Raw genomic sequence first — 18,424 nt, 5'->3', positions numbered from 1 at the left:
TACGACGGCATGGTTTCCGTCAGGGCAGGGCGTCGCTGCTTCGATGAAGCGGCCACCCGAATGGGATCAGACTACTGAGTAGAGGCTTACCTTAGTCAAGTCTGCTGGGTGTGACTTGGATCCGAGCAGGTCAGAGGGTTGCTTTGTAGGCAAGTGCGTAGGCGATCTTGCCCGGCTTGTCGTCTGTGTACGGCTTCGACAGCTTTGCGAACTCGCCCTTGGACTCCGCTTTGCCGTCGTTCCAGGCCGGCAGGACTCCGAGATCGGCGGCCGTGAACCCGCTGTCGACGACGGCATCACCCGCCAACGCGGTCTGTGCTTTGGTCACCGACTTCACGGTGGCCAGGTAGCTGGAGAGGTCGTCGCGATTCCAGTTGGTGAGGTCGACGGGCGCGGCGTCGCGGACCCACGCACCCCAGTAGAACTCCTGGAACGGAATCGTGCCGGCGGCGAATCCGATGTCGCGGGAGAAGTACATCAGGCTGCGGTACTTGTCGTCGGCGAAGTTGGCCAGGCCGACGCTCTTCGGCAGGGACTGGACCGGTACCTGGTTTCCGTCCACGTCACGCGACCAGACCCACTTGTTCTTTTCCATCTCGGTCCAGAAGGCGCCTTCACTCAGGCCACTGAGGTTGCCGAGAACCCGCAGTCGCACGTGCAGGTCGGGGCCTCCGTCGGCCGTCTCGATGAAGGACGTGAGGGTGTGGTGACCGTCGGTCAGGTAGAGATCGCCGCGGGGTCCGACGACCACGGTCTTCATGGGCGCGATGCTCTCGGCGGTTTCCTGACCCACTGGAAGCTGGCAGGTGAAGGACGACGGGTCCTTCAGCGTCGAGGCAGGAGTAGCGGTCGCAGCCTGGATCTGGCCGTTCGCCTCGCACCAGTCGTCGAACTTCTTGTTGATCGTGTCTTTTCCGAGCGTGTATCGCCCGAGCTTGTAGTACACCTCGTCGTAGCCGAGGGAAGGCTGCGTCGCATGAACGTCGCCGATGCGCACGTCCAGAAGGTCACCTTCTTTGGCGCACAGGTACTCCGAGCCGCCGGCGGAGCCTGAGAACGAACCGGTGGAGATTCCGCCACACGCGAGGGGAGCGGCGACAGCGGGTGTGCTGACCAGTGTTCCGGCGCCGAGCAGTACCAGTGTTGTGAGTGCCGAGATGGCGGAACGACGCATGTGGGGATCTCTCCTGAGGATGGGTTCGCACGTGAAGAAGCTTGCGTCACAATCGCTCAGGGTGGTTTCGGACTTACTGACAACAGACGTCCGCGCGGTGGCTACCACGTGAATTCACGTCGTAGCCACCGCGCGGTGAGCCTGTTGGTTGATCAGCTCTGTTGGTTGATCAGCTCTGTTGGTTGATCAGCCCGGCAGTTGATCAGCCTTTGTAGTTGTAGAAGCCCTCGCCGACAGCGACGCCGAGCTTGCCTTCGTCGATGTAGTTCTTCTTGATGTAGTCGGCGAACGCGCGCTGCTTCTCGCCGCCCTGGGAGGAGATGTTGTAGACGGTGGTCAACCCGACGACATCCATGATCTGGAAGGGGCCGAACGGGGCTCCGGTGCCGATACGCCACGTCTTGTCGACCATGTCGGGATCGGCGATGCCGTCGATCAGCAGGTCGGATGCTGCATTGAGGAGCGGGACCAGGAGCGAGTTGAGTACGTAGCCCGCCTTCTCCTTCTTGAGTTCGATCGGCACCATGCCGATGTTCTTCGCGAATTCGACGACCTCGCGGTACACGGCGGGGTCGGTGGACTCGGTGCCCATGACCTCGGCAGTGTTGTTGACCCACACGTGATTTGCGAAGTGCAGTGCGAGGAACTTCTCGGGGCGGCCGGTAAACTCCTTGAGGTCGCTCGGCAGAAGCGTCGAGGAGTTGGTTGCGAACACCGTGTGCTCCGGAGCTACTGCGGCGAGCTTCTCGTAGGTGTCGCGCTTGATGGCGACGTCCTCGGGAATTGCCTCGATGACAAGATCGGCCTTGGTCACGGCTTCGGCTAGGTCGTACGAGTACGTAATACGTTGCAGCGCTTCGTCGGCCTTGCCTTCCTTGGCGCCCTCGACGTTTTCGGCCTTGTAGGCCGCGGCCAACGAGTCGAACCGAGCCTTGGCCTTCTCGATGACCTCGGCGTTGATGTCGTACGCGACGACGTCGAATCCGTGATAGGCGGTCTGATAGGCGATCTGCGAGCCGAGAACTCCGGTACCCAGAACGGTGATCTGCTTCAGTTCAGTCATTTTCGATCCTCAATCCTTTTCGGTGGGTAGTCCGGCAAGCGTCAATCGAACTTGTGCGGCAACGATGTTCGTGAGTTCGTCAGCCGTGATCCGGTCCAATGCCGCGCGGGCTATTTCGAAGTGCAGCACGTTGGAAATCGTTCGCGCTGCAGTGATGGTTCGGGTGGTGTGGTTGGGGTGCCCCTCGAGCAAGATTTGCGCAATCCGCGTTTGCAGGCGCTGCGAGAGTTCCAGACCTTCGGCCCGGAAACATTCGCTGGGCTCGCCGAACAACACTTCGCGTTGGTAGATACCGGTGTTCTCGTCGTTTCGGCGACTCGCGATCAGCAGGGGTGAAACCAGCTCGAGCACACGATCTTCTGTGCCCGTCGATTTGGCCTCACGCTCTTCTCCCAGTTCGATCTGCTTGCGGTACTCCGCGTTGTACACCATGAGCAGTAGCTCGGCTTTGCTTGCGGCGTAACGAAAGAGGGTGCCACCGGCTACATCGGCGCGGTCGGCAATTTCTTGAGTTGTGACTGCGCTATAGCCCTTTTCCGCGAACAGTTCGGCCGCGGCGTCGAAGATGCGTGCCTGCTTCTCGAGTTTGTTGCGTTCACGACGACCCAACTCTTGGTCCGATTTCGTCATCCCGCTCACCTCGTTTCATTTCGGATCACGCTCATAAATGAGTCTACTCCGAAATGTCGAGAGGGTGGGGTCTCCTCCGTCACATCACCGCAGTCCGCTGACCCAACCGGCGAACACGTCGGAGAACACGTCTGCTTCGCACGCATGCGCCGATTCGGGGTAGGCACATTCGGGGTATCCGGCGACGACGGCGGCAAGTTCGGCATTACAACACTGCGCCAAGAGGCCGCGCAGGAGATCCGCGGCCGACCAGCCGGCGATGGATGCTGCTGGGATCCCCTCTTCCTCGTACACCTTCACCAGATCGTCATGCCTCCAGGACAATTCCTCGGCCACCAGTGCATCGGGATTGAAAGACATGGCGCGGTCGAGTGATCCGCGCAGAAGGGAGTGTGGATCGTCCTCACCGCGCAGCCTGGTCGCGAGGTCGGCCGGTGCCTTCTGCATGACGAACATCCAGGGTTTGCCGTCGGGAAAGACTCCGCCGAAGCCTGCCACGTTGAACGGCAGGTGACTACTGAGAAAATCTGTCTCCACGTCGACGTGCTGATCGTCTCCGAGGTGAATGAAGTGGCCGGACGCGATCTCCTCTCCGGTTGCCGGCTCGGCCCACGTGTTGTTCCACAGGTCGGTCATCCGACTGCCGTCGGGAAAATCGAGAACCTCGAAGAGGAAACCCATGTCGTCACCACTCTCCGTCGAAGTGGGTGGTTACTCCACCGGTGAGTCGAGAAACCGTTTGAGCCGAGGTCGCGAGGACGACTCGGCTTGTCTCGAAGGTCATCTCGTCGCGTTCGGTGTCCTCCGATTCGGGATCCTCGGCGAGTGAGAAGTCGAGTTCCACCTCTCGATCGGTGCTGGAACAGACCGAGATCATCAGCCCGAGTCGTTCGTCGGTGAACGCCGGTAGCGATTTCTCGGGATGAAAGTCTGCGGCCGCGTGAAAGAAGAACGCCGCCAGCCGTTCGACAAATCCTTCGTCGGTGTGTCTGCTGAGATACTGATTGAACCGATCGGGGCTGAGCAGGCCTACGTCGAAAACGAGTGTGGGTACGTCGGATTCGAAGACAGCGGCGGGTACCGCATGACTGCGAAGGAATACCGCGGCGCCGCCGTACCCCGGCAACCTGAACCCATCACGCATCTGGTGTACTCCCGTCGCAGAGGTGTCATGTCCACGCTAGGCCATAGCCCGGACGCGTGCTGCTTACCGGACACGTCGGTTGATGGAAGAATTACCGCCTATGAGCGCTGTCCTGTACCCGCCCGTCGAACCGTACGAGTCGGGACTGTTGGAAGTGCCCGATGGTCAGAGCCTCTACTGGGAGACCGTCGGTAACCCGGCCGGTGTCCCGGTTCTCTATCTCCACGGTGGCCCCGGTGCGGGATGCACTGTCGGTGCCAGGCGTTTTTTCGATCCCGAAACCTTTCGCGCAGTTCTGTTCGATCAACGAGGCTGTGGGCGCAGTCTTCCTCTCGCGAGTAGCCCGGACGTCGATCTCACCGTGAACACGACGGCGCACATCCTCGACGACATCGAGCGTCTTCGTGAACATCTCGGTATCGAACGATGGATCGTTTCCGGCCTTTCTTGGGGCGTCAGTTTGGGTCTGGTGTACGCCCAAGCGTTTCCCGAGCGGGTGATCGCGATGGCTTTGGGCGCGATCACCGGCGGGACGAGAGTGGAAATCGAATGGATCACCCGTGCCATGGGCAGGATATTTCCGCGTGAATGGGAAGAGTTCGTCGCGCAGCTGCCGGTGGAAGAGCGTGACGGGAATCTCCCGGCGGCATACGCGCGACTGCTCGCCGATCCGGATCCTGTTGTGCGGGAAAATGCTGCGGTGCAGTGGTGCCGCTGGGAAGACGTACATGTGTCGCTGATGCCGGGGTGGACTCCGAGTGTTCGATACCAGAATCCGGACTTCCGTCGGGTGATGACCAGGCTGGTCACGCACTACTGGGCCAACGATTGCTTCCTCGCGCCGAATCAGATCCTGGACGGAATGGACCGTCTCGCCGAGATTCCCGCGATTCTCGTGCACGGCCGGTATGACATTTCCGGACCACTCGATACTGCCTGGGCGATCCACCAGCGTTGGCCGGGCAGTGAGTTGGTGGTGCTCGACGACGCCGGGCATGGCGGGGGTGGATTCAACGAGGCAATCGTGGAAGCGCTGAATTCACTGGCTCATTCGGTCTGATCGAGTGCTCCGGCGTGCGCCGCAGCGAGCGCGCCGGCAGCAGCGCGATCGGCAACCGACTGGTCGACAGGTAGATCGGCGACCAACAGGCGATAGTAGATGGGCGCGGCGACGGCCGCCAGAAGATCAGCAGCTGAGACCTTCTCGGAGATTTCCCCGCGTTCGACTGCTCGGCGGACCACTATGTCGGCCAGTTCGTAACGTGCGGAATAGAACTCGCGCTTGAGTCTCGCCACTTCCGGCGTACGAACCGCGTCCGAGAACAGTGCGGCCACCAACGCGCCGCCCGACTCGCTTGTCACCAGTGCGACTATCGATCTGGCCATCTCGCGCAGGTCGGATTCGATGGAACCGGTATCCGGGATGGGGACGGTGGTTGCCGATACCTCGACGGCCGCGTCGGCCACCAGTTGGGGCAGCGTGCTCCATCGCCGGTAGATCGTGGTCTTGTGGACTCCGGAACGGGCGGCTATGTCCTCGATGGTCATCGCTGCAAATCCGCGTTCGGACAGTTCGGCCGCGGTGGCCGCCAGGACGGCCTCGCGCACCCTGGCGCTACGCCCTCCGGGCCGTTGTGGTGTCGAGGTCATGGGTCAACCTTATCGCAACAAGGTGTTGTGTTAGCTGGAGACGCGTGGTTCACTGAGCTAATGCAACTGATCGTTGCATTAGAGATGAATTGAGGGGTGTTTTCCCATGTCATACGAATTTCCTGTCGATCACCGAGGCCTCTTCGAAGAGCGCACAGGACAGTTTCTGAGCTTCGGGCTCCCCGTCTCGGATCTCGAGGAACTGCGCGCGTCCATCAACTCGACCTGGGCCGACGCGCCGGGTGGTTGATCGTACGAGTGGTCGGCGCTGGCCGCGAAGTACTCCGCGGCCGGCAATCATTCCCTGGCAGCGATGATCTACGGAATCGCCAAGTTCCCGGTGCTGGCCAACGAATCCCGTCGACGGGCTCTGCGCAATCAGGTGGACGAATACGTCAAGGCAGCACCAGGATTCGGGCTCGAGTTCGAGCGTCGAATCCTGCCCCTGCCCTACCGAAACGGCGAGATCGAGCTACCGGTACACATCCTCTCGGCGGACGGACGGTACGAAGACGCACCCGTCCTGTTGCTCAGCGGCGGCGTCGACGGCTGGAAGATGGACATGCATCCGTTGGCCAGTGCGTTCGCGAAGAACGCCGGGGTGACGGTTGTTGCTTTCGATCAGCCGGGAACTGGTGAATCACCCGTTCCTCTCGATGCTTTCGGCGACGAGGTGATCGACGGGCTCGTATCGACGGCTCGCGCTCTCGGCAACGGGCAGGTGGCGCACCTGGGAGTCTCCTTCGGCGGCAACTTCGCCGTGCGCTCGGGGTTGACCGGCGCCGTCGATGCGGTGATCAACATCGGCGCCCCGGTCAAGGGTGCGTTCGAGACCGCGAATGCCGAGCGCCTGGTCTACGGCATGGGCGACATCGTCGGAAACGCACTGGGTTTCGATGCCCCGGCAACCAAAGAGGCGCTGGTACAGGGTCTCCGTGCGTTCGATCGCAGTGTCTTGATGACCGCCGACGACGGCCGGACCCCGATGCTTGTGGTCAACGGGGCCGACGACGTTCACATCCCGCTCTCGGACACAACACTCTTCGAAGAGCGCCCGAACACGCAGGTACACGTCATCCCGGATGCGGGGCACTGTGCAGTGACCAAGCTGCCCGAGTTGACGCCGATGATGATCGACTGGCTACGAGATGCCCTGTCAGGAACCGCTCCACGAACCGGTAGATGATCCGCCGCCGAAGCTGGCAAAACGATACGTCGCAAGAACGGCCTTGTGATCGGTCGGCCACGGCGTCGGTGAAGCGATGAAGTTGTCCTGGGAGTTCTCCTCCACTCTTTTGTTGTGCACGATCGTCTTTCGGGGTCCGATGATTCCTACAGATCCCAGCTTCAGCTCGGAAGCGCGGTCGGCGAAGATGTAGTCGATCCGATCGCGTTCGTCTGCCTCGGGTGCCCAGGTGAGCTGTGAGGTGTCGACGTCGGGATTGTCGGACGGCCAGGTGAAGCCCGGGTGTGTAGCCGGGTTCGGGTACTTGCTGCGGTATGCATCGACAAATCCGGCTTGGTCGAGCAGACGGGTGGATTCCCACGGAATGACGACACCGTTGTGGTCGAACAGATTTCGCGTGCCGTCGGTCCAGTCCAGGGCCGACGGTTCGTTGAAATCGCCGCCGAGGATGACGGACCTGCCCTTCGCCCGTTCTGCGGCCGCATCGTCGATGAACGTCGAAATTGCCAGGGGTCGTCCCGAATTGACGTTCACACGCTGAACCGTCTCGGGGTCCGTGACCGGACCGGACGGCATCTTGTTCCAGCCGAACTCGGAGAACTCTCCAGGCTTGGGAACACCCGCGCCGTATCCGCGCGGTAGATAGGTTGCGTAGGACGTGTAGGCCAGATGTGCCGAGTAAGCAGCGATTTGTTTGCCGTCGACCGTCACGACTGCCTTGATCATCGAGTTCAGGTTGGCTGTTTCCTCGATCGGAAACTTGGAGAGAATCCCCACGTCGGAGGACGCTGCTCCGTAGAAGGTGGTTCCTGATTTGGTCAGCATGTCGGCCAATACAGTTGTCGCAGTGCCGGCTTCCGACAGGAGAACTATCGACGCCTGGGTCGAGATGATCATGTCGGCGATCAGCTGCAGGCCACCGTTGATCTTGGTTCCGCCGTGCCAGGTATTGAGGGAGAGCACTTTGATCTCCTGCGCGGGGTTCGCCCCCGCGACGGAGGTATTGGCACCCAAGGTAAATGCGCTTGCGGTGACTGTCCCTGCGGCTACCGCCATCGCCTTGACCATCTGACGGCGCGTCAATCCATTCATCAAATCCCGGCTCTCGTTGTCGTGTGCTCGAACCCCCGGAAGATGATTACCATCGCTACCTAAACGGACAGTTAACCAATTGCAAAATGGCAGATTTCCACAGAACACCGCGCGGGCAATAGTCTTCTGGTCGTGGTACTCAGTGAGCGTTTCCCCGGTAACAAGACCTTCGCGAAGGTTCGTGTCCTGCCGCCGGTGGTGAAGTTGCTCCTTCTTTCGATGGTGCTGTTCAACATCGGGTTCTATCTGGTTGTCCCCTTTCTCGCGGTGCACCTTTCGGAGGACCTCGGATTCGCGGCCTGGATTGTCGGCCTGGTCCTCGGACTCCGGATGTTCAGTCAGCAGGGCATGTTCTTCATCGGTGGAAGCCTCGCCGACAGGTTCGGCAAGCGTCCGATCATTCTGCTGGGCATCGCAGTTCGCGTGGTCGGTTTCCTGATGCTCGGATTGGCCGAGAGTATGGCGGCGGTGATCGTCGGTGTGCTTCTGGTCGGGTTCGCCGCGGCTCTGTTCGCACCCGCAGTGGAGTCGGCCAACGCCGAATATGGACGCGAACTCGAAACCTCAGGAGTCATGCGTCGTACGGATCTGTTTGCAGTGGAACAGATGTGCAGTCGTCTGGGAACCGTGATCGGTCCGGCATTGGGTGCTGCTCTGTTGATGTTTCCGTTCTCGTGGACGGCGTCGAGCGCGGCGTTGCTGTTCGCGATCATGTGGGTCGGGTTCTTCATCTGGTTCCCGCGGCCGGGCGATGCCCACGACGGCCCGGTGTCGACCTATACGCTGCGCGACGTCTGGCGAAGCGTGCTGACCAACAACAACTTTCTGCTCTTCGCGACGCTCTGCAGTTTTCAGCTGGTTGCGTACAGCCAGCTGTACCTGATGCTGCCGGAACAGCTCGAGCGCGGTATCGGTTCACAGTCGGCGCTGGGATGGTTCTACGTGGGCGCAGCGGTGTTGGTGATCGTCGGGCAGGGACCGACGGTCGCGGTTGCCCACCGCATCGGGCATCGACGCGCGATCACCTTCGGGCTTGTGCTCATTTCGGTGTCGTTCCTGGTTCCGCTGGTCACCGGCGTCGACTCCGCAGTTTCGGCGTCGACGCAGATAGTCGGTCTGGCGGTGTGGATCGGGCTGCTGCACCTGGGACAGATGTTGATGGTGCCGCCGATGCGAGACACCATTGCCATCCTCGGTCGTGAAAGCAACCTCGGAGCGCACTTCGGCATGCTCAACACGATCGGCGGTCTGCTCGCGCTCCTGGGAACCGTGGGAGTCGGATTCGTGTACGACCTAGTCGACAACGGCCACGCAGCGCCGGCGTCACCATGGGTGATCGTTTCGGTCTGCGTGGCCGTGTCGGCTGTGGTGTTGTGGGTGTGGTCCGGTCGAACGAAGGTTATCGACCCGCGATCGTCTGATTGATCTTTGCTACAAAATCTTCCAGCACAAACGGAATGGTGAGCGGGTTCGGCATGGACACCGCGTCACTGACGATGGGGTCCAAGCTGATCAGGCCGCCGGTCTTGACCACGTTCAGATTGGTGAACGCCGGCTGCGTCTCCATCTCGGGGCGAGCCTTTTCGTAGTTGTCGAAGAGCAGGTAGTCGCACTCGAGGAGGTCGTAGTTTTCGGCGGAGATCTCGTAGTTCAGCTTGCCCGCGAACCGATCCTTCAGTGCGGCAGGAGCCGTGAATCCCAATTGCGTGAGCAACTGAGCGCGCGCTGCCTCAGGGCTGAACGCCCGCAGATTTCCGTCGCTCCAGCGAATGACGAGAGCTGCTGTCTTGCCTTCGAACTGGGGGTTCTCCGCGCGGGTGCGAACGATGAGGTCTTCGACTTCCTGGACCTCCTGCTTTGCCTGCGCGGGAACGCCCACAGCCGTACCGATGCGGGTCGTGACTTCCTGCCAGGGCAGCACCCAATCCGTCTGATCGGCGGCGTGAAGCACAGTCGGCGCGATGGCGCTGAGCTGCTTGTACAGATCCTCGTCGATCGCGTTGTTGACGGCGATGATCAGGTCAGGCGCTGCTGCCACGATCGTTTCGATGTCGAAATCGGTGGTGGCGTTGGCCAGTGGTGTCGGCTCGGCGCCCTGGACTGCCGAGTCGGCCCAGACTCCGATTCCGTCGTCGGTCGATCCCTTCCACACCGGGACCAGGACGGGCGTCAGCCCGAGGGAAAGCAGAACGTCTGCGTCGCCGATGCCGACCGCTGCGATGCGGCTGGGCGCCTGCCCGATGGTGGTGGAGCCGAACTTGTGGTCGATCGTCACCGGGAAGGCGTTGGCCTCGGCGTGAGCACCTTCGGTGCCGGGAGTGGATTCGTCCTTCGCGCTGTCGCCGCAGGCAGCAAGGGCAAAACCTGCTGCTGTTGCGAAGGTGACGGACAGCATGGCACGGCGGCTCAACATTGGGTTCACAGCAACCTCGGGTTTCATGGTTATGGGACCCTAACCATAGTGGAGCGGCAGTGTCGGCAGTGTTTGTTAGTCTCCGCCCATGACGGCGGTTCTCGACTACACATCAGCAGGACCGTTCACCCGCATCGACGGAGTGGACCCGCTCGCCCTCGAGTCGCTCCCCACCGACCCCGTGCAAATATGCCGGGTAGTGCCGTACCTGGTGGTCCAACCCACCGATGCGCGGTCGCTGAATCTGCCCACCGACCGATTCGACGAAAACCAGATCCGGCCGGCAAGCGTTCTGCTCCAACGCTTGCTTGCGCTCGATCCGGCACCGGTGACCTCCGCCCGAGAACCCGACAAGCGGCTCGTCGGAACCTGTCGGCACTTTGCTGTTTTGAGTTGTGCGTTTCTGCGCTATCGCGGAATTGCCGCTCGCGTCCGCTGTGGTTTTGCCACCTACTTTCAACCGGGACAGGGCGTGGACCACTGGATCACCGAGTACTGGGACGACGCCGGCAAGCGGTGGATCCGCATCGATTCGGAGATCCTCGGACAGAACGTCCTTCCTCGCGCCCATAACCTGCAGCCGGGAGAATTCCTCAGTGGTGGTGAGGCGTGGCTGGCGTATCGACGCGGCGAGATCGACGGGTCCCAGTTCGGGGTGTACGGCACCCAGAACTGGGGGCCTGCCGAGATCCGCGGCAACGCAGTGAAGGATCTTGCCGCGATGAACAAGGTCGAAACCCTGCCGTGGGACGAGTGGGGTCGTATGACGGACGCCTACGACGGAAAGACCGGCGCCGACTACGACCTACTGCTCGACGATATAGCCGAGGTGTGCGCCGGCGACGATCCAGTTGCCGTGCGAGCGCTGTACGAGCACGAGGATTTGTGCGTGCCGGACAAGCTGATTCGTTTCTGAGATGCTGGTGCGATGAATCCGGAGCATCGCCAACTCGAGTACGGACTTCGATTCGACTGGGGCCTGCGCGGCGCCGAAGCAATTGCTGTCGGCGTCGATGTGGCAGTGGTGGTAGACGTCCTCTCGTTCACGACGACGCTGAGCGTCGCCGCCGATGCGGGAATCGACGTACTTCCCTATTCCTGGAACGACGAGAGTGCGGTCGATTACGCGCGTGATGCCGATGCGGTTCTTGCAGTACGACGAAGTGTGGCCAGGGAGGGACAGATCAGTCTGTCTCCCAAGACGATTCGCGGGGCCGAGGTGCCGAGTCGGCTGGTACTGCCGTCGCCGAACGGGTCGACCATCGCGTTTGCGTTGGCGTCCGAGGTTGCGGTGTGTGTCGGCGCTTCATTGAGGAACGCTTCCGCCGTCGCTGATTGGATTGTGCACGAACATGGTCCGGGATCGCGGGTTGCGATAGTCGCATCCGGGGAGAAGTGGCCCGGTGGAGAGTTGCGCCCGGCAGTGGAGGATCTGTGGGGCGCCGGCGGGGTTGTCACGGCGTTGACCGCGGCTGGTTGGGAAGGTTCCCTGTCGCCCGAGGCGCAGATGGCGGCGGATGCCTGGACAGCGGTGTCGGATTCGTACGAGGACCGCCTGCGAGACTGTGCCTCAGGACGCGAGTTGATCGTCATGGGGTTTCCACACGACGTCGCCATCGCCTCGGAACTCGACGACAGCGACACCGTACCTGTTCTCGAAGATCGTGTGTTTCGAGGTCAGCGCACCGGGCGTCGATTGAACAAACTCCGCGCCCAGAGGTAGGAGAGGAAGGTGATTGCGACGCACCATCCGATCGCGAGTATGGCGTTGTTCCCGATCGCTTCGCCGAGAAGAAGTCCTCGAAGAGTCTCGATGATCGGAGTGAACGGCTGATACTCGGCAAACCATCGCAGCACGGTCGGCATCGAGTCGGTGGGGACAAATCCGCTTCCCAGGAAAGGTAAGAGGATCAACACCATTGGAAGATTACTGGCCGTCTCGACGCTCTTGCTGACGAGGCCGAAGGCAACGGACAACCAGATCATCGCGATGGAGACCAGGATGAGGAGAGCAAACGCGGCAACCCACTCCACGAAGCCTGCAGTAGGCCGGAAGCCGACGGCTATCGCCACGGCGATGACTACAACGAGGCTCACGACCGTCTGAAGGAGACTGCCGAGAACGTGACCGGTCAGGACGGACGTGCGCGTGATCGCCATCGTGCGGAATCGTGCAATGATCCCCGCGGTCATATCGGTTGCGACGGAGATGGCAGTACCTTGTGCCGCTGATGCCACAGTCATCAGAATAATCGCCGGTGCAACGTAATTGACATACTCGGCTCGGCCGCCACCGCCTGGGCCGAGGCCGTTCCCGAGCGTTCCGCCGAGCACGTATACGAACAGCAGTAGGAAGACGACTGGCATCCCGACAAGCATCACCGTCATCGACGGATATCGAAGGATGTGTCGAATGCTGCGACGCAGCATGGTTTTCGAGTCCTGATAGGCAAGCGTCATGGTGGTCATCGCGCGTCGGTCCTTTCGGTGGCGGTCAGAGTCAGGAACACGTCGTCCAGGTCCGGTGTGTGCACGGAGAGTTCCTTGACGTCGATCGAGTGAGCGTCGAGTTGGTCGAGAAGAGAGCGCAGCGAGCGGACACCGCCGTCGCTGGGAACCTGCAGGACATAGGCGGCATCGTCACGGGTAGACTCGTCGAAAACAGCAGCAGCAGAGTCGAGTTGGTCTCGGTCGATGAAGTGAAGACGAATGTGGCCGCCGGGAATGCGTCGTTTGAGTTCCGCTGCCGTACCTTGGGCGACTATCCGTCCCTGATCGAGGACGGCGATGTGGTCGGCCAGTTGATCGGCTTCCTCGAGGTACTGCGTCGTGAGGAAGATGGTGACACCGCCCTTGACCAACTCCCGGATGATCTGCCACATGGTGCGTCGACTCCGGGGATCGAGGCCGGTGGTGGGCTCGTCCAGGAAGATGATCTCCGGTCGTCCGATCAACGTCATTGCCAGGTCGAGCCGTCGGCGCATGCCGCCCGAGTACGTCGACGCGAGTTTGTCCGCGGAGCCCTGCAGATCGAACTTCTCCAGGAGTTCGTCAGTGCGAGTGCGGCGTTCGTCCTTGCCGAGGTGGTGAAGATCGGCCATGAGGAGAAGGTTTTCCTCGCCGGACAGGTAGTCGTCTACCGCCGAGAATTGTCCGGTGACACCGATGCGCGAACGCACCGCGTCAGGATCGTCGGAAGGGTTGTACCCGGCGATGCGGATGTCGCCGCCGTCTGCGGGAACGAGGGTCGAGAGGATTTCCACGATGGTGGTCTTGCCGGCGCCGTTGGGGCCGAGCAGTGCAAAGACGGTTCCGCGGTCGACGGAGATGTCGATTCCGTCCAGTACCGTCTTGTCGTCGTAGGCCTTCTTCAGACCCGTCGCGGTGATGGCTGGTTTACGGGACATCAGCGTTCCTTTCGCTAGATCTTCTTGTTGGATTCTTCTCGGGGCTCCGAACGTCGAATGACGATGTCGCCGTAGCTGGTTTGTGCCCGGACGTCTACCCGGCGTTCAGTGGAAGCCGGACCGTGCGTGGCATTCATCTGGTTGTCGACGCGGCCGAAGGACGTATGCGCGTCGAATCGTGCGGCGGTTCCGGATCGAACGCCGATATGGATTCGCCCGGCGGCCGTCTTGGCGGATACGACTCCACTCTCGATGGTCTCGAAACGGATGTCGCCGTTGGCGGTTGCGGCGCTCGCGTCGGATTCGGCGTGCTCGACGGCGACGCTTCCGTTGGCGGTCTTCGCCTTCAGTGCGCCGGTGATCGTGCCGATGTTGATGTCGCCGTTGGAATTCTTGACCTCCGCGTTGCCGTCGACGCGGCCGATGCGGATGCTTCCGGACCCGGTGCTCGTGTCGATGTCACCGGCCACATGCTCGACGATGATCGCTCCGGCGCCGGTGCTGACGTTGAGCGGTCCGGTGGTGTCCAGTGTGCAATCTCCGGCCGAGACCTTCATGCGTGAGCGTCCGAGAGTGCCTTCGGCGCGCAGGCTGACAACTGCGGCAGTGCCTTCGAGTCCCGAGCCGGAGGGAAGCTGAACGGCGATGTCGACAGATCCTGTCTTCCCGAAAATGCCGAGGCCGCGCTGTTTCGGAGTCTTGATCTGTAGCCGGCCACCTGCGAATTCGACGCGCGTTTGTTCGGCGACTCGAACGTCTACCTCGCGAGAAGAGTTGCTGGGCAACACTTCCACGACAGTGTCGTTGCGGCTGCTCGCAGCGATCCGGATGTGTCCGACTGCCACGTCGAAGTTCAAGGTGATGGGGTCAGGTGTGCTGAATGTAGGCATGGTGATACTCCCGATGAGGTTGTCTCGGTTGGTGATAGAGGGTCGTGCGAAAGGTGAAGCCGGTGTCAGTGCACCCAGCCGCTGAAGCTTTCGGAGCCTTGGGACGTGCGCTGTCTCGGAGTGCTTCTGCTCATGCCGCCTTCCAGCGCAGTTGCAGCCGAGCGAACCAGCCACGCGTTCACGGAGATCCCGGCTTCCTTGGCCGCCGCCTCGATCCGGTCTTTGAGGTCTTGCCCCAGCCTCAGGTTGATTCGAGTCATCGAGGCGTCGTCGGACTCCGTGACGGGGCGCGGAGCCGGAGTCGGTTCCTCTTCGGCGGGGGCCGGAGCCGGTTCGCTGATGGCTGGTGCCACCACGAATTCGGGTTCGCGTCCCCGTAGGCGCAGGTCCACCGAGCCTGGGGCGAGGTCACGCGTGATCTCGGCGGCTGCCGCAGACAATGCGTCGAGAAGGGTGAGTCGCACTGCTGATTCCAGCGGTGCGGTCAAACGATCGGCGAGGGCCTTTGCGTCTTCTCCGCCTGCTTCGGCCGCCACCGCGAGTTCGTGGCGAAGGTTGTCTACGTACGGTGTCAAGTCCATGGCATCACTATGGCACCACTTTGGTGCCATAGCAATAGTTTGGTGGCACATTCGTGTGAGTTTGATGAGAAGTGCCAGCTCATCGGGGTGGTTGGCGTTTCGATTCTCGGCAGGCTGGCACACTCGTAAGGGTGAGTCCTGCCGAACCCAACCGTCGCCGCCGTATCTTGCTCTGGATTGCCGGGGTGCTCGGCGTCGTGATCGTGGTCGGGGCGGTTGTCGTCGCGGTCGCGCCTTCGCGGTATCTGCCCTGGGACACTGCCGAGTTCCCGACGGTCGACGCCAGTTCGGTGACTGCGGACCAGGCTCGAGTGCTCGAACTGCTGCAATCCGAGCACGAGCGGGACCGTCCGGGCACTTTCTATTCCGACGGTATCGACGAAGAATGGTGCGCCGATTTTGTCAGCTGGATAATGAGGGAAGCGGGTCGACCGTTGTCGAACCCGAACTCCGGAAGCTGGCGTATCCCGGGGGTGTACACCCTGCAGGAGTACTACCAGGGGATCGGCGCGTACGCCGAGAACGGCAGCGGGTACACCCCGAGCGTGGGTGATGTGGTGATCTACGACAGTTCGAGATGGGTGGGTCAGCACACCAACATCGTTGTGGCAGTGGACGGTGACTCGGCGATCACGGTCGGCGGCAACGAGTTCGGCAAGGTGCGGGTCCATGATCTGGACTGGCAATCCGACTCCGCCGTCGTGGGGTTCGGAAAACTTCACCCCTGATTGCTGTGGTTCGAGGTCAGGGCAAACCATCGAGCGGATGCACGTGCCTCGCCGCCGGCGTCGATGTGCAGCGTGTTCGTGCCGGTTCGCACGCTCACCTGCTCACCTCTCTTGACGGGCTGGGTGTACTCGAGGATCGCGCGAAAGGGTTCGCTTCGTAATTTTTCAGGCAGTGCATCTTCCACGGGTTGCCAATAGATCGCGTTGTTCACGTGATCGAAAGGGTCGAAATCGCTCGAGCGCAACGGGAATGGAGAATCCGCGTAATCGTCGGTGTCGGGGTCGATCCACCGACGCCAGTGAAGATGCTCGTCCACGGCCGTCGATGCCAGGGCAGCGGTGAACTTTTCACTGATGGTTGCCGGCATTCCGGTTTTCGGGTCGATGTTGATCCAGAATGCCTCGGTCTCGATCAATCCACCGCTGTCGGACCTGATCCGAACCCGCATCGAACACCACTTGCTGGAGAGTCCGGAACACCAGCGCTGCAGATGAACTCGATCCGGCCAGACGACGGGTTCGAGTACGTCGATCACCGTCCTTCGCACCATCCACAGCGGGTGTGTATCCATGGCGCCGCGGTCGACGAGATTGTCGAAGCCCGCGTCTTGGAGGTAGCGCGCGATCGCGTCGAGGCGCAGTTGCTTGTCGGTGTGGATATCGCCCGTACGCACCGGCCAGGAGGCCTGGAAGATGCTGCCGGTTGTCGGTAGTTCGGCCATCGCTACGTGATCGTCGACTTTTGTACGGTTCATCGGATGTGGGCTCCCGGTGTTCGCTTACCCGGTCGGGTGGCTTCACGCTTGCGTTACCCGCTGGCAGGATCTTGAACCATCTGAGTTCACTGTTTTCTGAATACAGATTTCGATGTACTGTCGTACGTATGGATGTCGAGGGCGTAGATGTGGTGACCAACGTGGCGGTGCTTGCGAGGTTCGGGCATGCCTTGTCCGACGAGACTCGGACACGGATACTGCTCGAACTGAAAACTGCCCCTCGGTACCCGTCCGACCTCGCTGAAACACTGGCTGTGACCAGGCAGAAGCTGTCCAATCATCTGGCTTGTCTGCGCGGTTGTGGCTTGGTAGTGGCCGTCCCGGAAGGGCGCCGGACCAGATACGAACTCGCCGACGCACATATCGGTCAGGCCCTCGACGACCTGCTCGGGGTCGTACTCGCGGTGGATCCGTCGTACTGCCCGGACAGTGAATCAGAAGGATGCTGCTGATGGTTGCGCCCGCCCTCGGTGGCGGCCTCTCGACTGCCCGGCGTGCGCTCTTGTCGAGACGAATTCGCATCTTCGTGGCGATCACGATCAGCTACAACGTCGTCGAAGCGATCATCGCGCTGGCGGAGGGCACACGCGTGTCGTCCGCAGCACTGTTCGGTTTCGGCCTCGATTCGGTGATCGAAGTGTCCTCGGCGGCAGCGGTTGCCTGGCAGTTCTCGGCTCCGGATCCGACGAGCCGTGAGAAGACGGCACTGCGAGTGATCGCATTCTCGTTCTTCGGGCTCGCTGCGTACGTCTCGTTCGACGCGATTCGGTCGCTGTTCGGTCTGGGTGAAGCGCAGCACACGAGCGTCGGAATAGTATTGGCTGCAGTCAGTTTGGCGATCATGCCGGCCCTGTCCTATGCGCAACGCCGAGCAGGTAGGGAGTTGGGTTCGCTTTCGGCGGTCGCGGATTCGAAGCAGACGCTGCTCTGCACCTACCTTTCTGCGGTCTTGCTGGTCGGTTTGCTGCTCAACTCGGTGCTCGGCTGGTCGTGGGCGGACCCGATTGCGGCACTGGTGATCGCCGTCATCGCCGTGAAGGAAGGCATCAACGCGTGGAAGGGTGATCCGTGCTGCCCGGTTGTGACGGTGCCCGAGAGCGGTGACGAGTGCGACTGCTGCTGAGTGAACACAGGTTCAGTTGAGTGAACACCGTCTGCAGCGCGTCGGAGAGGGTGCTCACTCGGTGAAAGGGGTGCCACCTTCTGCGCGGGTCTTGATGTGCGCGGCGCGTTGCTCGAGAAGACGGCGCAGATACGGGCCGACAGCCAACCTCAGTGCCAGGTGTCCGAGCACGCCGAAAGGGGCCGTAACCGTGAAGCGGTCATGCATCCGCGTCCACCCACCCGGCTGATCGTCGAGGACGTGCTCATGTTGCATTGCGGCAAACGGGCCGCGGACCTGCTCGTCTGTGAACGAGTACGGACGGTTGTACTGCGTGATTCGGCTTGTCATCGAGAATCTCCACCCGAAATGCCGAGCAGTGAACGACACCTCGTCGCCCTCTCCCAGCGTCGATCTACCCGTACTCGTGACTGCCACCTCATCTGTTGCGTGGAGCGAGGCGGAGTGTTCGTCCATGTCGAGTTCGAGATCGAAGATCACTGCCGGTGGAGCGTAGATATCGGTGATCACGACCACGGTGTGTTGCACAGTGCCAGTCTGCCAATGTTGGTTTGCGACGCCGACAAG

Annotated in this window: 23 protein-coding genes; 9 read left to right on the top strand and 14 right to left on the bottom strand. The window is 61.5% G+C overall.

Features of this window, described 5'->3' with window-relative positions; translation table 11 throughout:
* Nucleotides 1-130 precede the first annotated feature (130 nt).
* From ACKAMS_RS10055 to ACKAMS_RS10035, 5 genes are all read right to left on the bottom strand, one after another.
* On the bottom strand, nt 131-1,174 hold the full coding sequence (locus ACKAMS_RS10055) for a ParB/Srx family N-terminal domain-containing protein (RefSeq protein WP_021345944.1): 1,044 nt from the start codon (nt 1,172-1,174) through the stop codon (nt 131-133).
* A 202-nt stretch (nt 1,175-1,376) separates the two neighbouring features.
* Nucleotides 1,377-2,237 (bottom strand): 3-hydroxyacyl-CoA dehydrogenase, encoded by an 861-nt coding sequence (locus ACKAMS_RS10050; RefSeq protein WP_141488198.1) that lies wholly within the window; start codon nt 2,235-2,237, stop codon nt 1,377-1,379.
* Between the two features lie 9 nt (nt 2,238-2,246).
* The gene (locus tag ACKAMS_RS10045) at nt 2,247-2,867 is read right to left on the bottom strand and encodes a TetR/AcrR family transcriptional regulator (RefSeq protein ID WP_020971209.1); all 621 of its coding nucleotides are present in this window, start codon (nt 2,865-2,867) and stop codon (nt 2,247-2,249) included.
* An 84-nt stretch (nt 2,868-2,951) separates the two neighbouring features.
* Nucleotides 2,952-3,548, bottom strand: coding sequence for a hypothetical protein (locus ACKAMS_RS10040; RefSeq protein ID WP_020909569.1), 597 nt, complete (start codon nt 3,546-3,548; stop codon nt 2,952-2,954).
* Between the two features lie 4 nt (nt 3,549-3,552).
* Nucleotides 3,553-4,011 carry a hypothetical protein gene (locus tag ACKAMS_RS10035; protein ID WP_019745870.1) on the bottom strand — a complete coding sequence of 153 codons (459 nt, stop codon included), beginning with the start codon at nt 4,009-4,011 and terminating at the stop codon, nt 3,553-3,555.
* A gap of 100 nt (nt 4,012-4,111) precedes the next feature.
* Here ACKAMS_RS10035 and pip point away from each other — a divergent pair, with 100 nt between their 5' ends.
* Nucleotides 4,112-5,071, top strand: coding sequence for a prolyl aminopeptidase (gene pip / locus ACKAMS_RS10030; protein WP_021345940.1), 960 nt, complete (start codon nt 4,112-4,114; stop codon nt 5,069-5,071).
* On the opposite strand, the gene ACKAMS_RS10025 is transcribed toward pip, so the two are convergent.
* Nucleotides 5,059-5,661 carry a TetR/AcrR family transcriptional regulator gene (locus tag ACKAMS_RS10025; RefSeq protein ID WP_408988952.1) on the bottom strand — a complete coding sequence of 201 codons (603 nt, stop codon included), beginning with the start codon at nt 5,659-5,661 and terminating at the stop codon, nt 5,059-5,061. The genes pip and ACKAMS_RS10025 overlap by 13 nt on opposite strands.
* Before the next feature lie 106 nt (nt 5,662-5,767).
* Here ACKAMS_RS10025 and ACKAMS_RS10020 point away from each other — a divergent pair, with 106 nt between their 5' ends.
* Both ACKAMS_RS10020 and ACKAMS_RS10015 read left to right on the top strand, forming a co-directional pair.
* The gene (locus ACKAMS_RS10020; RefSeq protein WP_408988951.1) at nt 5,768-5,911 is read left to right on the top strand and encodes a hypothetical protein; all 144 of its coding nucleotides are present in this window, start codon (nt 5,768-5,770) and stop codon (nt 5,909-5,911) included.
* A gap of 18 nt (nt 5,912-5,929) precedes the next feature.
* Nucleotides 5,930-6,847 (top strand): alpha/beta fold hydrolase, encoded by a 918-nt coding sequence (locus ACKAMS_RS10015; RefSeq protein ID WP_408989047.1) that lies wholly within the window; start codon nt 5,930-5,932, stop codon nt 6,845-6,847.
* On the opposite strand, the gene ACKAMS_RS10010 is transcribed toward ACKAMS_RS10015, so the two are convergent.
* Nucleotides 6,818-7,939 (bottom strand): endonuclease/exonuclease/phosphatase family protein, encoded by a 1,122-nt coding sequence (locus ACKAMS_RS10010; protein ID WP_408988950.1) that lies wholly within the window; start codon nt 7,937-7,939, stop codon nt 6,818-6,820. The two genes, ACKAMS_RS10015 and ACKAMS_RS10010, sit on opposite strands and share 30 nt — an antisense overlap.
* Before the next feature lie 132 nt (nt 7,940-8,071).
* Between ACKAMS_RS10010 and ACKAMS_RS10005 the strand changes: the two genes are divergently transcribed.
* Nucleotides 8,072-9,364 (top strand): MFS transporter, encoded by a 1,293-nt coding sequence (locus ACKAMS_RS10005; RefSeq protein WP_020971204.1) that lies wholly within the window; start codon nt 8,072-8,074, stop codon nt 9,362-9,364.
* On the opposite strand, the gene ACKAMS_RS10000 is transcribed toward ACKAMS_RS10005, so the two are convergent.
* Nucleotides 9,339-10,352, bottom strand: coding sequence for an ABC transporter substrate-binding protein (locus ACKAMS_RS10000; RefSeq protein WP_225989364.1), 1,014 nt, complete (start codon nt 10,350-10,352; stop codon nt 9,339-9,341). The genes ACKAMS_RS10005 and ACKAMS_RS10000 overlap by 26 nt on opposite strands.
* Nucleotides 10,353-10,440: 88 nt before the next feature.
* Between ACKAMS_RS10000 and ACKAMS_RS09995 the strand changes: the two genes are divergently transcribed.
* Together ACKAMS_RS09995 and ACKAMS_RS09990 are read left to right on the top strand one after the other, a co-directional pair.
* Nucleotides 10,441-11,268 carry a transglutaminase domain-containing protein gene (locus ACKAMS_RS09995; protein ID WP_080910299.1) on the top strand — a complete coding sequence of 276 codons (828 nt, stop codon included), beginning with the start codon at nt 10,441-10,443 and terminating at the stop codon, nt 11,266-11,268.
* 12 nt (nt 11,269-11,280) lie between these two features.
* Nucleotides 11,281-12,075, top strand: coding sequence for a 2-phosphosulfolactate phosphatase (locus tag ACKAMS_RS09990; RefSeq protein ID WP_197941472.1), 795 nt, complete (start codon nt 11,281-11,283; stop codon nt 12,073-12,075).
* On the opposite strand, the gene ACKAMS_RS09985 is transcribed toward ACKAMS_RS09990, so the two are convergent.
* The 4 genes from ACKAMS_RS09985 to ACKAMS_RS09970 all read right to left on the bottom strand — a co-directional run bounded on the left by ACKAMS_RS09985 (nt 12,030) and on the right by ACKAMS_RS09970 (nt 15,230).
* Nucleotides 12,030-12,821 carry an ABC transporter permease gene (locus tag ACKAMS_RS09985; protein WP_080910301.1) on the bottom strand — a complete coding sequence of 264 codons (792 nt, stop codon included), beginning with the start codon at nt 12,819-12,821 and terminating at the stop codon, nt 12,030-12,032. The genes ACKAMS_RS09990 and ACKAMS_RS09985 overlap by 46 nt on opposite strands.
* Nucleotides 12,818-13,759 carry a daunorubicin resistance protein DrrA family ABC transporter ATP-binding protein gene (locus ACKAMS_RS09980; RefSeq protein WP_021333361.1) on the bottom strand — a complete coding sequence of 314 codons (942 nt, stop codon included), beginning with the start codon at nt 13,757-13,759 and terminating at the stop codon, nt 12,818-12,820. Before ACKAMS_RS09980 ends, ACKAMS_RS09985 begins: the two co-directional genes overlap by 4 nt.
* Nucleotides 13,760-13,773: 14 nt before the next feature.
* Entirely contained in the window at nt 13,774-14,649 is an 876-nt protein-coding gene (locus ACKAMS_RS09975) for a DUF4097 family beta strand repeat-containing protein (protein WP_408988949.1), read from the bottom strand.
* A 65-nt stretch (nt 14,650-14,714) separates the two neighbouring features.
* Nucleotides 14,715-15,230 (bottom strand): toxin-antitoxin system HicB family antitoxin, encoded by a 516-nt coding sequence (locus ACKAMS_RS09970; RefSeq protein ID WP_029256566.1) that lies wholly within the window; start codon nt 15,228-15,230, stop codon nt 14,715-14,717.
* A gap of 131 nt (nt 15,231-15,361) precedes the next feature.
* Here ACKAMS_RS09970 and ACKAMS_RS09965 point away from each other — a divergent pair, with 131 nt between their 5' ends.
* On the top strand, nt 15,362-15,958 hold the full coding sequence (locus tag ACKAMS_RS09965; RefSeq protein WP_317830287.1) for a CHAP domain-containing protein: 597 nt from the start codon (nt 15,362-15,364) through the stop codon (nt 15,956-15,958).
* On the opposite strand, the gene ACKAMS_RS09960 is transcribed toward ACKAMS_RS09965, so the two are convergent.
* Nucleotides 15,949-16,713 carry an acyl-[acyl-carrier-protein] thioesterase gene (locus ACKAMS_RS09960; protein WP_097386689.1) on the bottom strand — a complete coding sequence of 255 codons (765 nt, stop codon included), beginning with the start codon at nt 16,711-16,713 and terminating at the stop codon, nt 15,949-15,951. The two genes, ACKAMS_RS09965 and ACKAMS_RS09960, sit on opposite strands and share 10 nt — an antisense overlap.
* A gap of 128 nt (nt 16,714-16,841) precedes the next feature.
* On the opposite strand from ACKAMS_RS09960, the gene ACKAMS_RS09955 reads away from it, so the two are divergent.
* Both ACKAMS_RS09955 and ACKAMS_RS09950 read left to right on the top strand, forming a co-directional pair.
* Nucleotides 16,842-17,186: a helix-turn-helix transcriptional regulator gene (locus ACKAMS_RS09955; RefSeq protein ID WP_020909557.1), complete on the top strand. Its 345-nt coding sequence runs from the start codon at nt 16,842-16,844 to the stop codon at nt 17,184-17,186.
* A complete protein-coding gene (locus tag ACKAMS_RS09950; protein ID WP_070795488.1) occupies nt 17,177-17,857 on the top strand; it encodes a cation transporter in 681 nt (226 codons plus the stop codon). Before ACKAMS_RS09955 ends, ACKAMS_RS09950 begins: the two co-directional genes overlap by 10 nt.
* Before the next feature lie 54 nt (nt 17,858-17,911).
* On the opposite strand, the gene ACKAMS_RS09945 is transcribed toward ACKAMS_RS09950, so the two are convergent.
* Nucleotides 17,912-18,385, bottom strand: a complete 474-nt coding sequence (locus tag ACKAMS_RS09945) for an SRPBCC family protein (RefSeq protein ID WP_408988948.1) — start codon at nt 18,383-18,385, stop codon at nt 17,912-17,914.
* Between the last annotated feature and the right edge of the window lie 39 nt (nt 18,386-18,424).

The sequence above is a fragment of the Rhodococcus sp. 5A-K4 genome (genome assembly GCF_046097995.1).
Taxonomy (GTDB): Bacteria; Actinomycetota; Actinomycetes; order Mycobacteriales; family Mycobacteriaceae; genus Rhodococcus_F; species Rhodococcus_F erythropolis.
This window is presented reverse-complemented; position numbering and strand designations above follow the sequence as displayed.

What these genes read in the sequence shown, in the direction of transcription:
- ACKAMS_RS10055 (WP_021345944.1), bottom strand. Translation starts at nt 1,174, where the DNA reads ATGCGTCGTTCCGCCATCTCGGCACTCACAACACTGGTACTGCTCGGC.
- ACKAMS_RS10050 (WP_141488198.1), bottom strand. Translation starts at nt 2,237, where the DNA reads ATGACTGAACTGAAGCAGATCACCGTTCTGGGTACCGGAGTTCTCGGC.
- ACKAMS_RS10045 (WP_020971209.1), bottom strand. Translation starts at nt 2,867, where the DNA reads ATGACGAAATCGGACCAAGAGTTGGGTCGTCGTGAACGCAACAAACTC.
- ACKAMS_RS10040 (WP_020909569.1), bottom strand. Translation starts at nt 3,548, where the DNA reads ATGGGTTTCCTCTTCGAGGTTCTCGATTTTCCCGACGGCAGTCGGATG.
- ACKAMS_RS10035 (WP_019745870.1), bottom strand. Translation starts at nt 4,011, where the DNA reads ATGCGTGATGGGTTCAGGTTGCCGGGGTACGGCGGCGCCGCGGTATTC.
- pip (WP_021345940.1), top strand. Translation starts at nt 4,112, where the DNA reads ATGAGCGCTGTCCTGTACCCGCCCGTCGAACCGTACGAGTCGGGACTG.
- ACKAMS_RS10025 (WP_408988952.1), bottom strand. Translation starts at nt 5,661, where the DNA reads ATGACCTCGACACCACAACGGCCCGGAGGGCGTAGCGCCAGGGTGCGC.
- ACKAMS_RS10020 (WP_408988951.1), top strand. Translation starts at nt 5,768, where the DNA reads ATGTCATACGAATTTCCTGTCGATCACCGAGGCCTCTTCGAAGAGCGC.
- ACKAMS_RS10010 (WP_408988950.1), bottom strand. Translation starts at nt 7,939, where the DNA reads ATGAATGGATTGACGCGCCGTCAGATGGTCAAGGCGATGGCGGTAGCC.
- ACKAMS_RS10000 (WP_225989364.1), bottom strand. Translation starts at nt 10,352, where the DNA reads ATGTTGAGCCGCCGTGCCATGCTGTCCGTCACCTTCGCAACAGCAGCA.
- ACKAMS_RS09995 (WP_080910299.1), top strand. Translation starts at nt 10,441, where the DNA reads ATGACGGCGGTTCTCGACTACACATCAGCAGGACCGTTCACCCGCATC.
- ACKAMS_RS09990 (WP_197941472.1), top strand. Translation starts at nt 11,281, where the DNA reads ATGAATCCGGAGCATCGCCAACTCGAGTACGGACTTCGATTCGACTGG.
- ACKAMS_RS09985 (WP_080910301.1), bottom strand. Translation starts at nt 12,821, where the DNA reads ATGACCACCATGACGCTTGCCTATCAGGACTCGAAAACCATGCTGCGT.
- ACKAMS_RS09980 (WP_021333361.1), bottom strand. Translation starts at nt 13,759, where the DNA reads ATGTCCCGTAAACCAGCCATCACCGCGACGGGTCTGAAGAAGGCCTAC.
- ACKAMS_RS09975 (WP_408988949.1), bottom strand. Translation starts at nt 14,649, where the DNA reads ATGCCTACATTCAGCACACCTGACCCCATCACCTTGAACTTCGACGTG.
- ACKAMS_RS09970 (WP_029256566.1), bottom strand. Translation starts at nt 15,230, where the DNA reads ATGGACTTGACACCGTACGTAGACAACCTTCGCCACGAACTCGCGGTG.
- ACKAMS_RS09960 (WP_097386689.1), bottom strand. Translation starts at nt 16,713, where the DNA reads ATGAACCGTACAAAAGTCGACGATCACGTAGCGATGGCCGAACTACCG.
- ACKAMS_RS09955 (WP_020909557.1), top strand. Translation starts at nt 16,842, where the DNA reads ATGGATGTCGAGGGCGTAGATGTGGTGACCAACGTGGCGGTGCTTGCG.
- ACKAMS_RS09950 (WP_070795488.1), top strand. Translation starts at nt 17,177, where the DNA reads ATGCTGCTGATGGTTGCGCCCGCCCTCGGTGGCGGCCTCTCGACTGCC.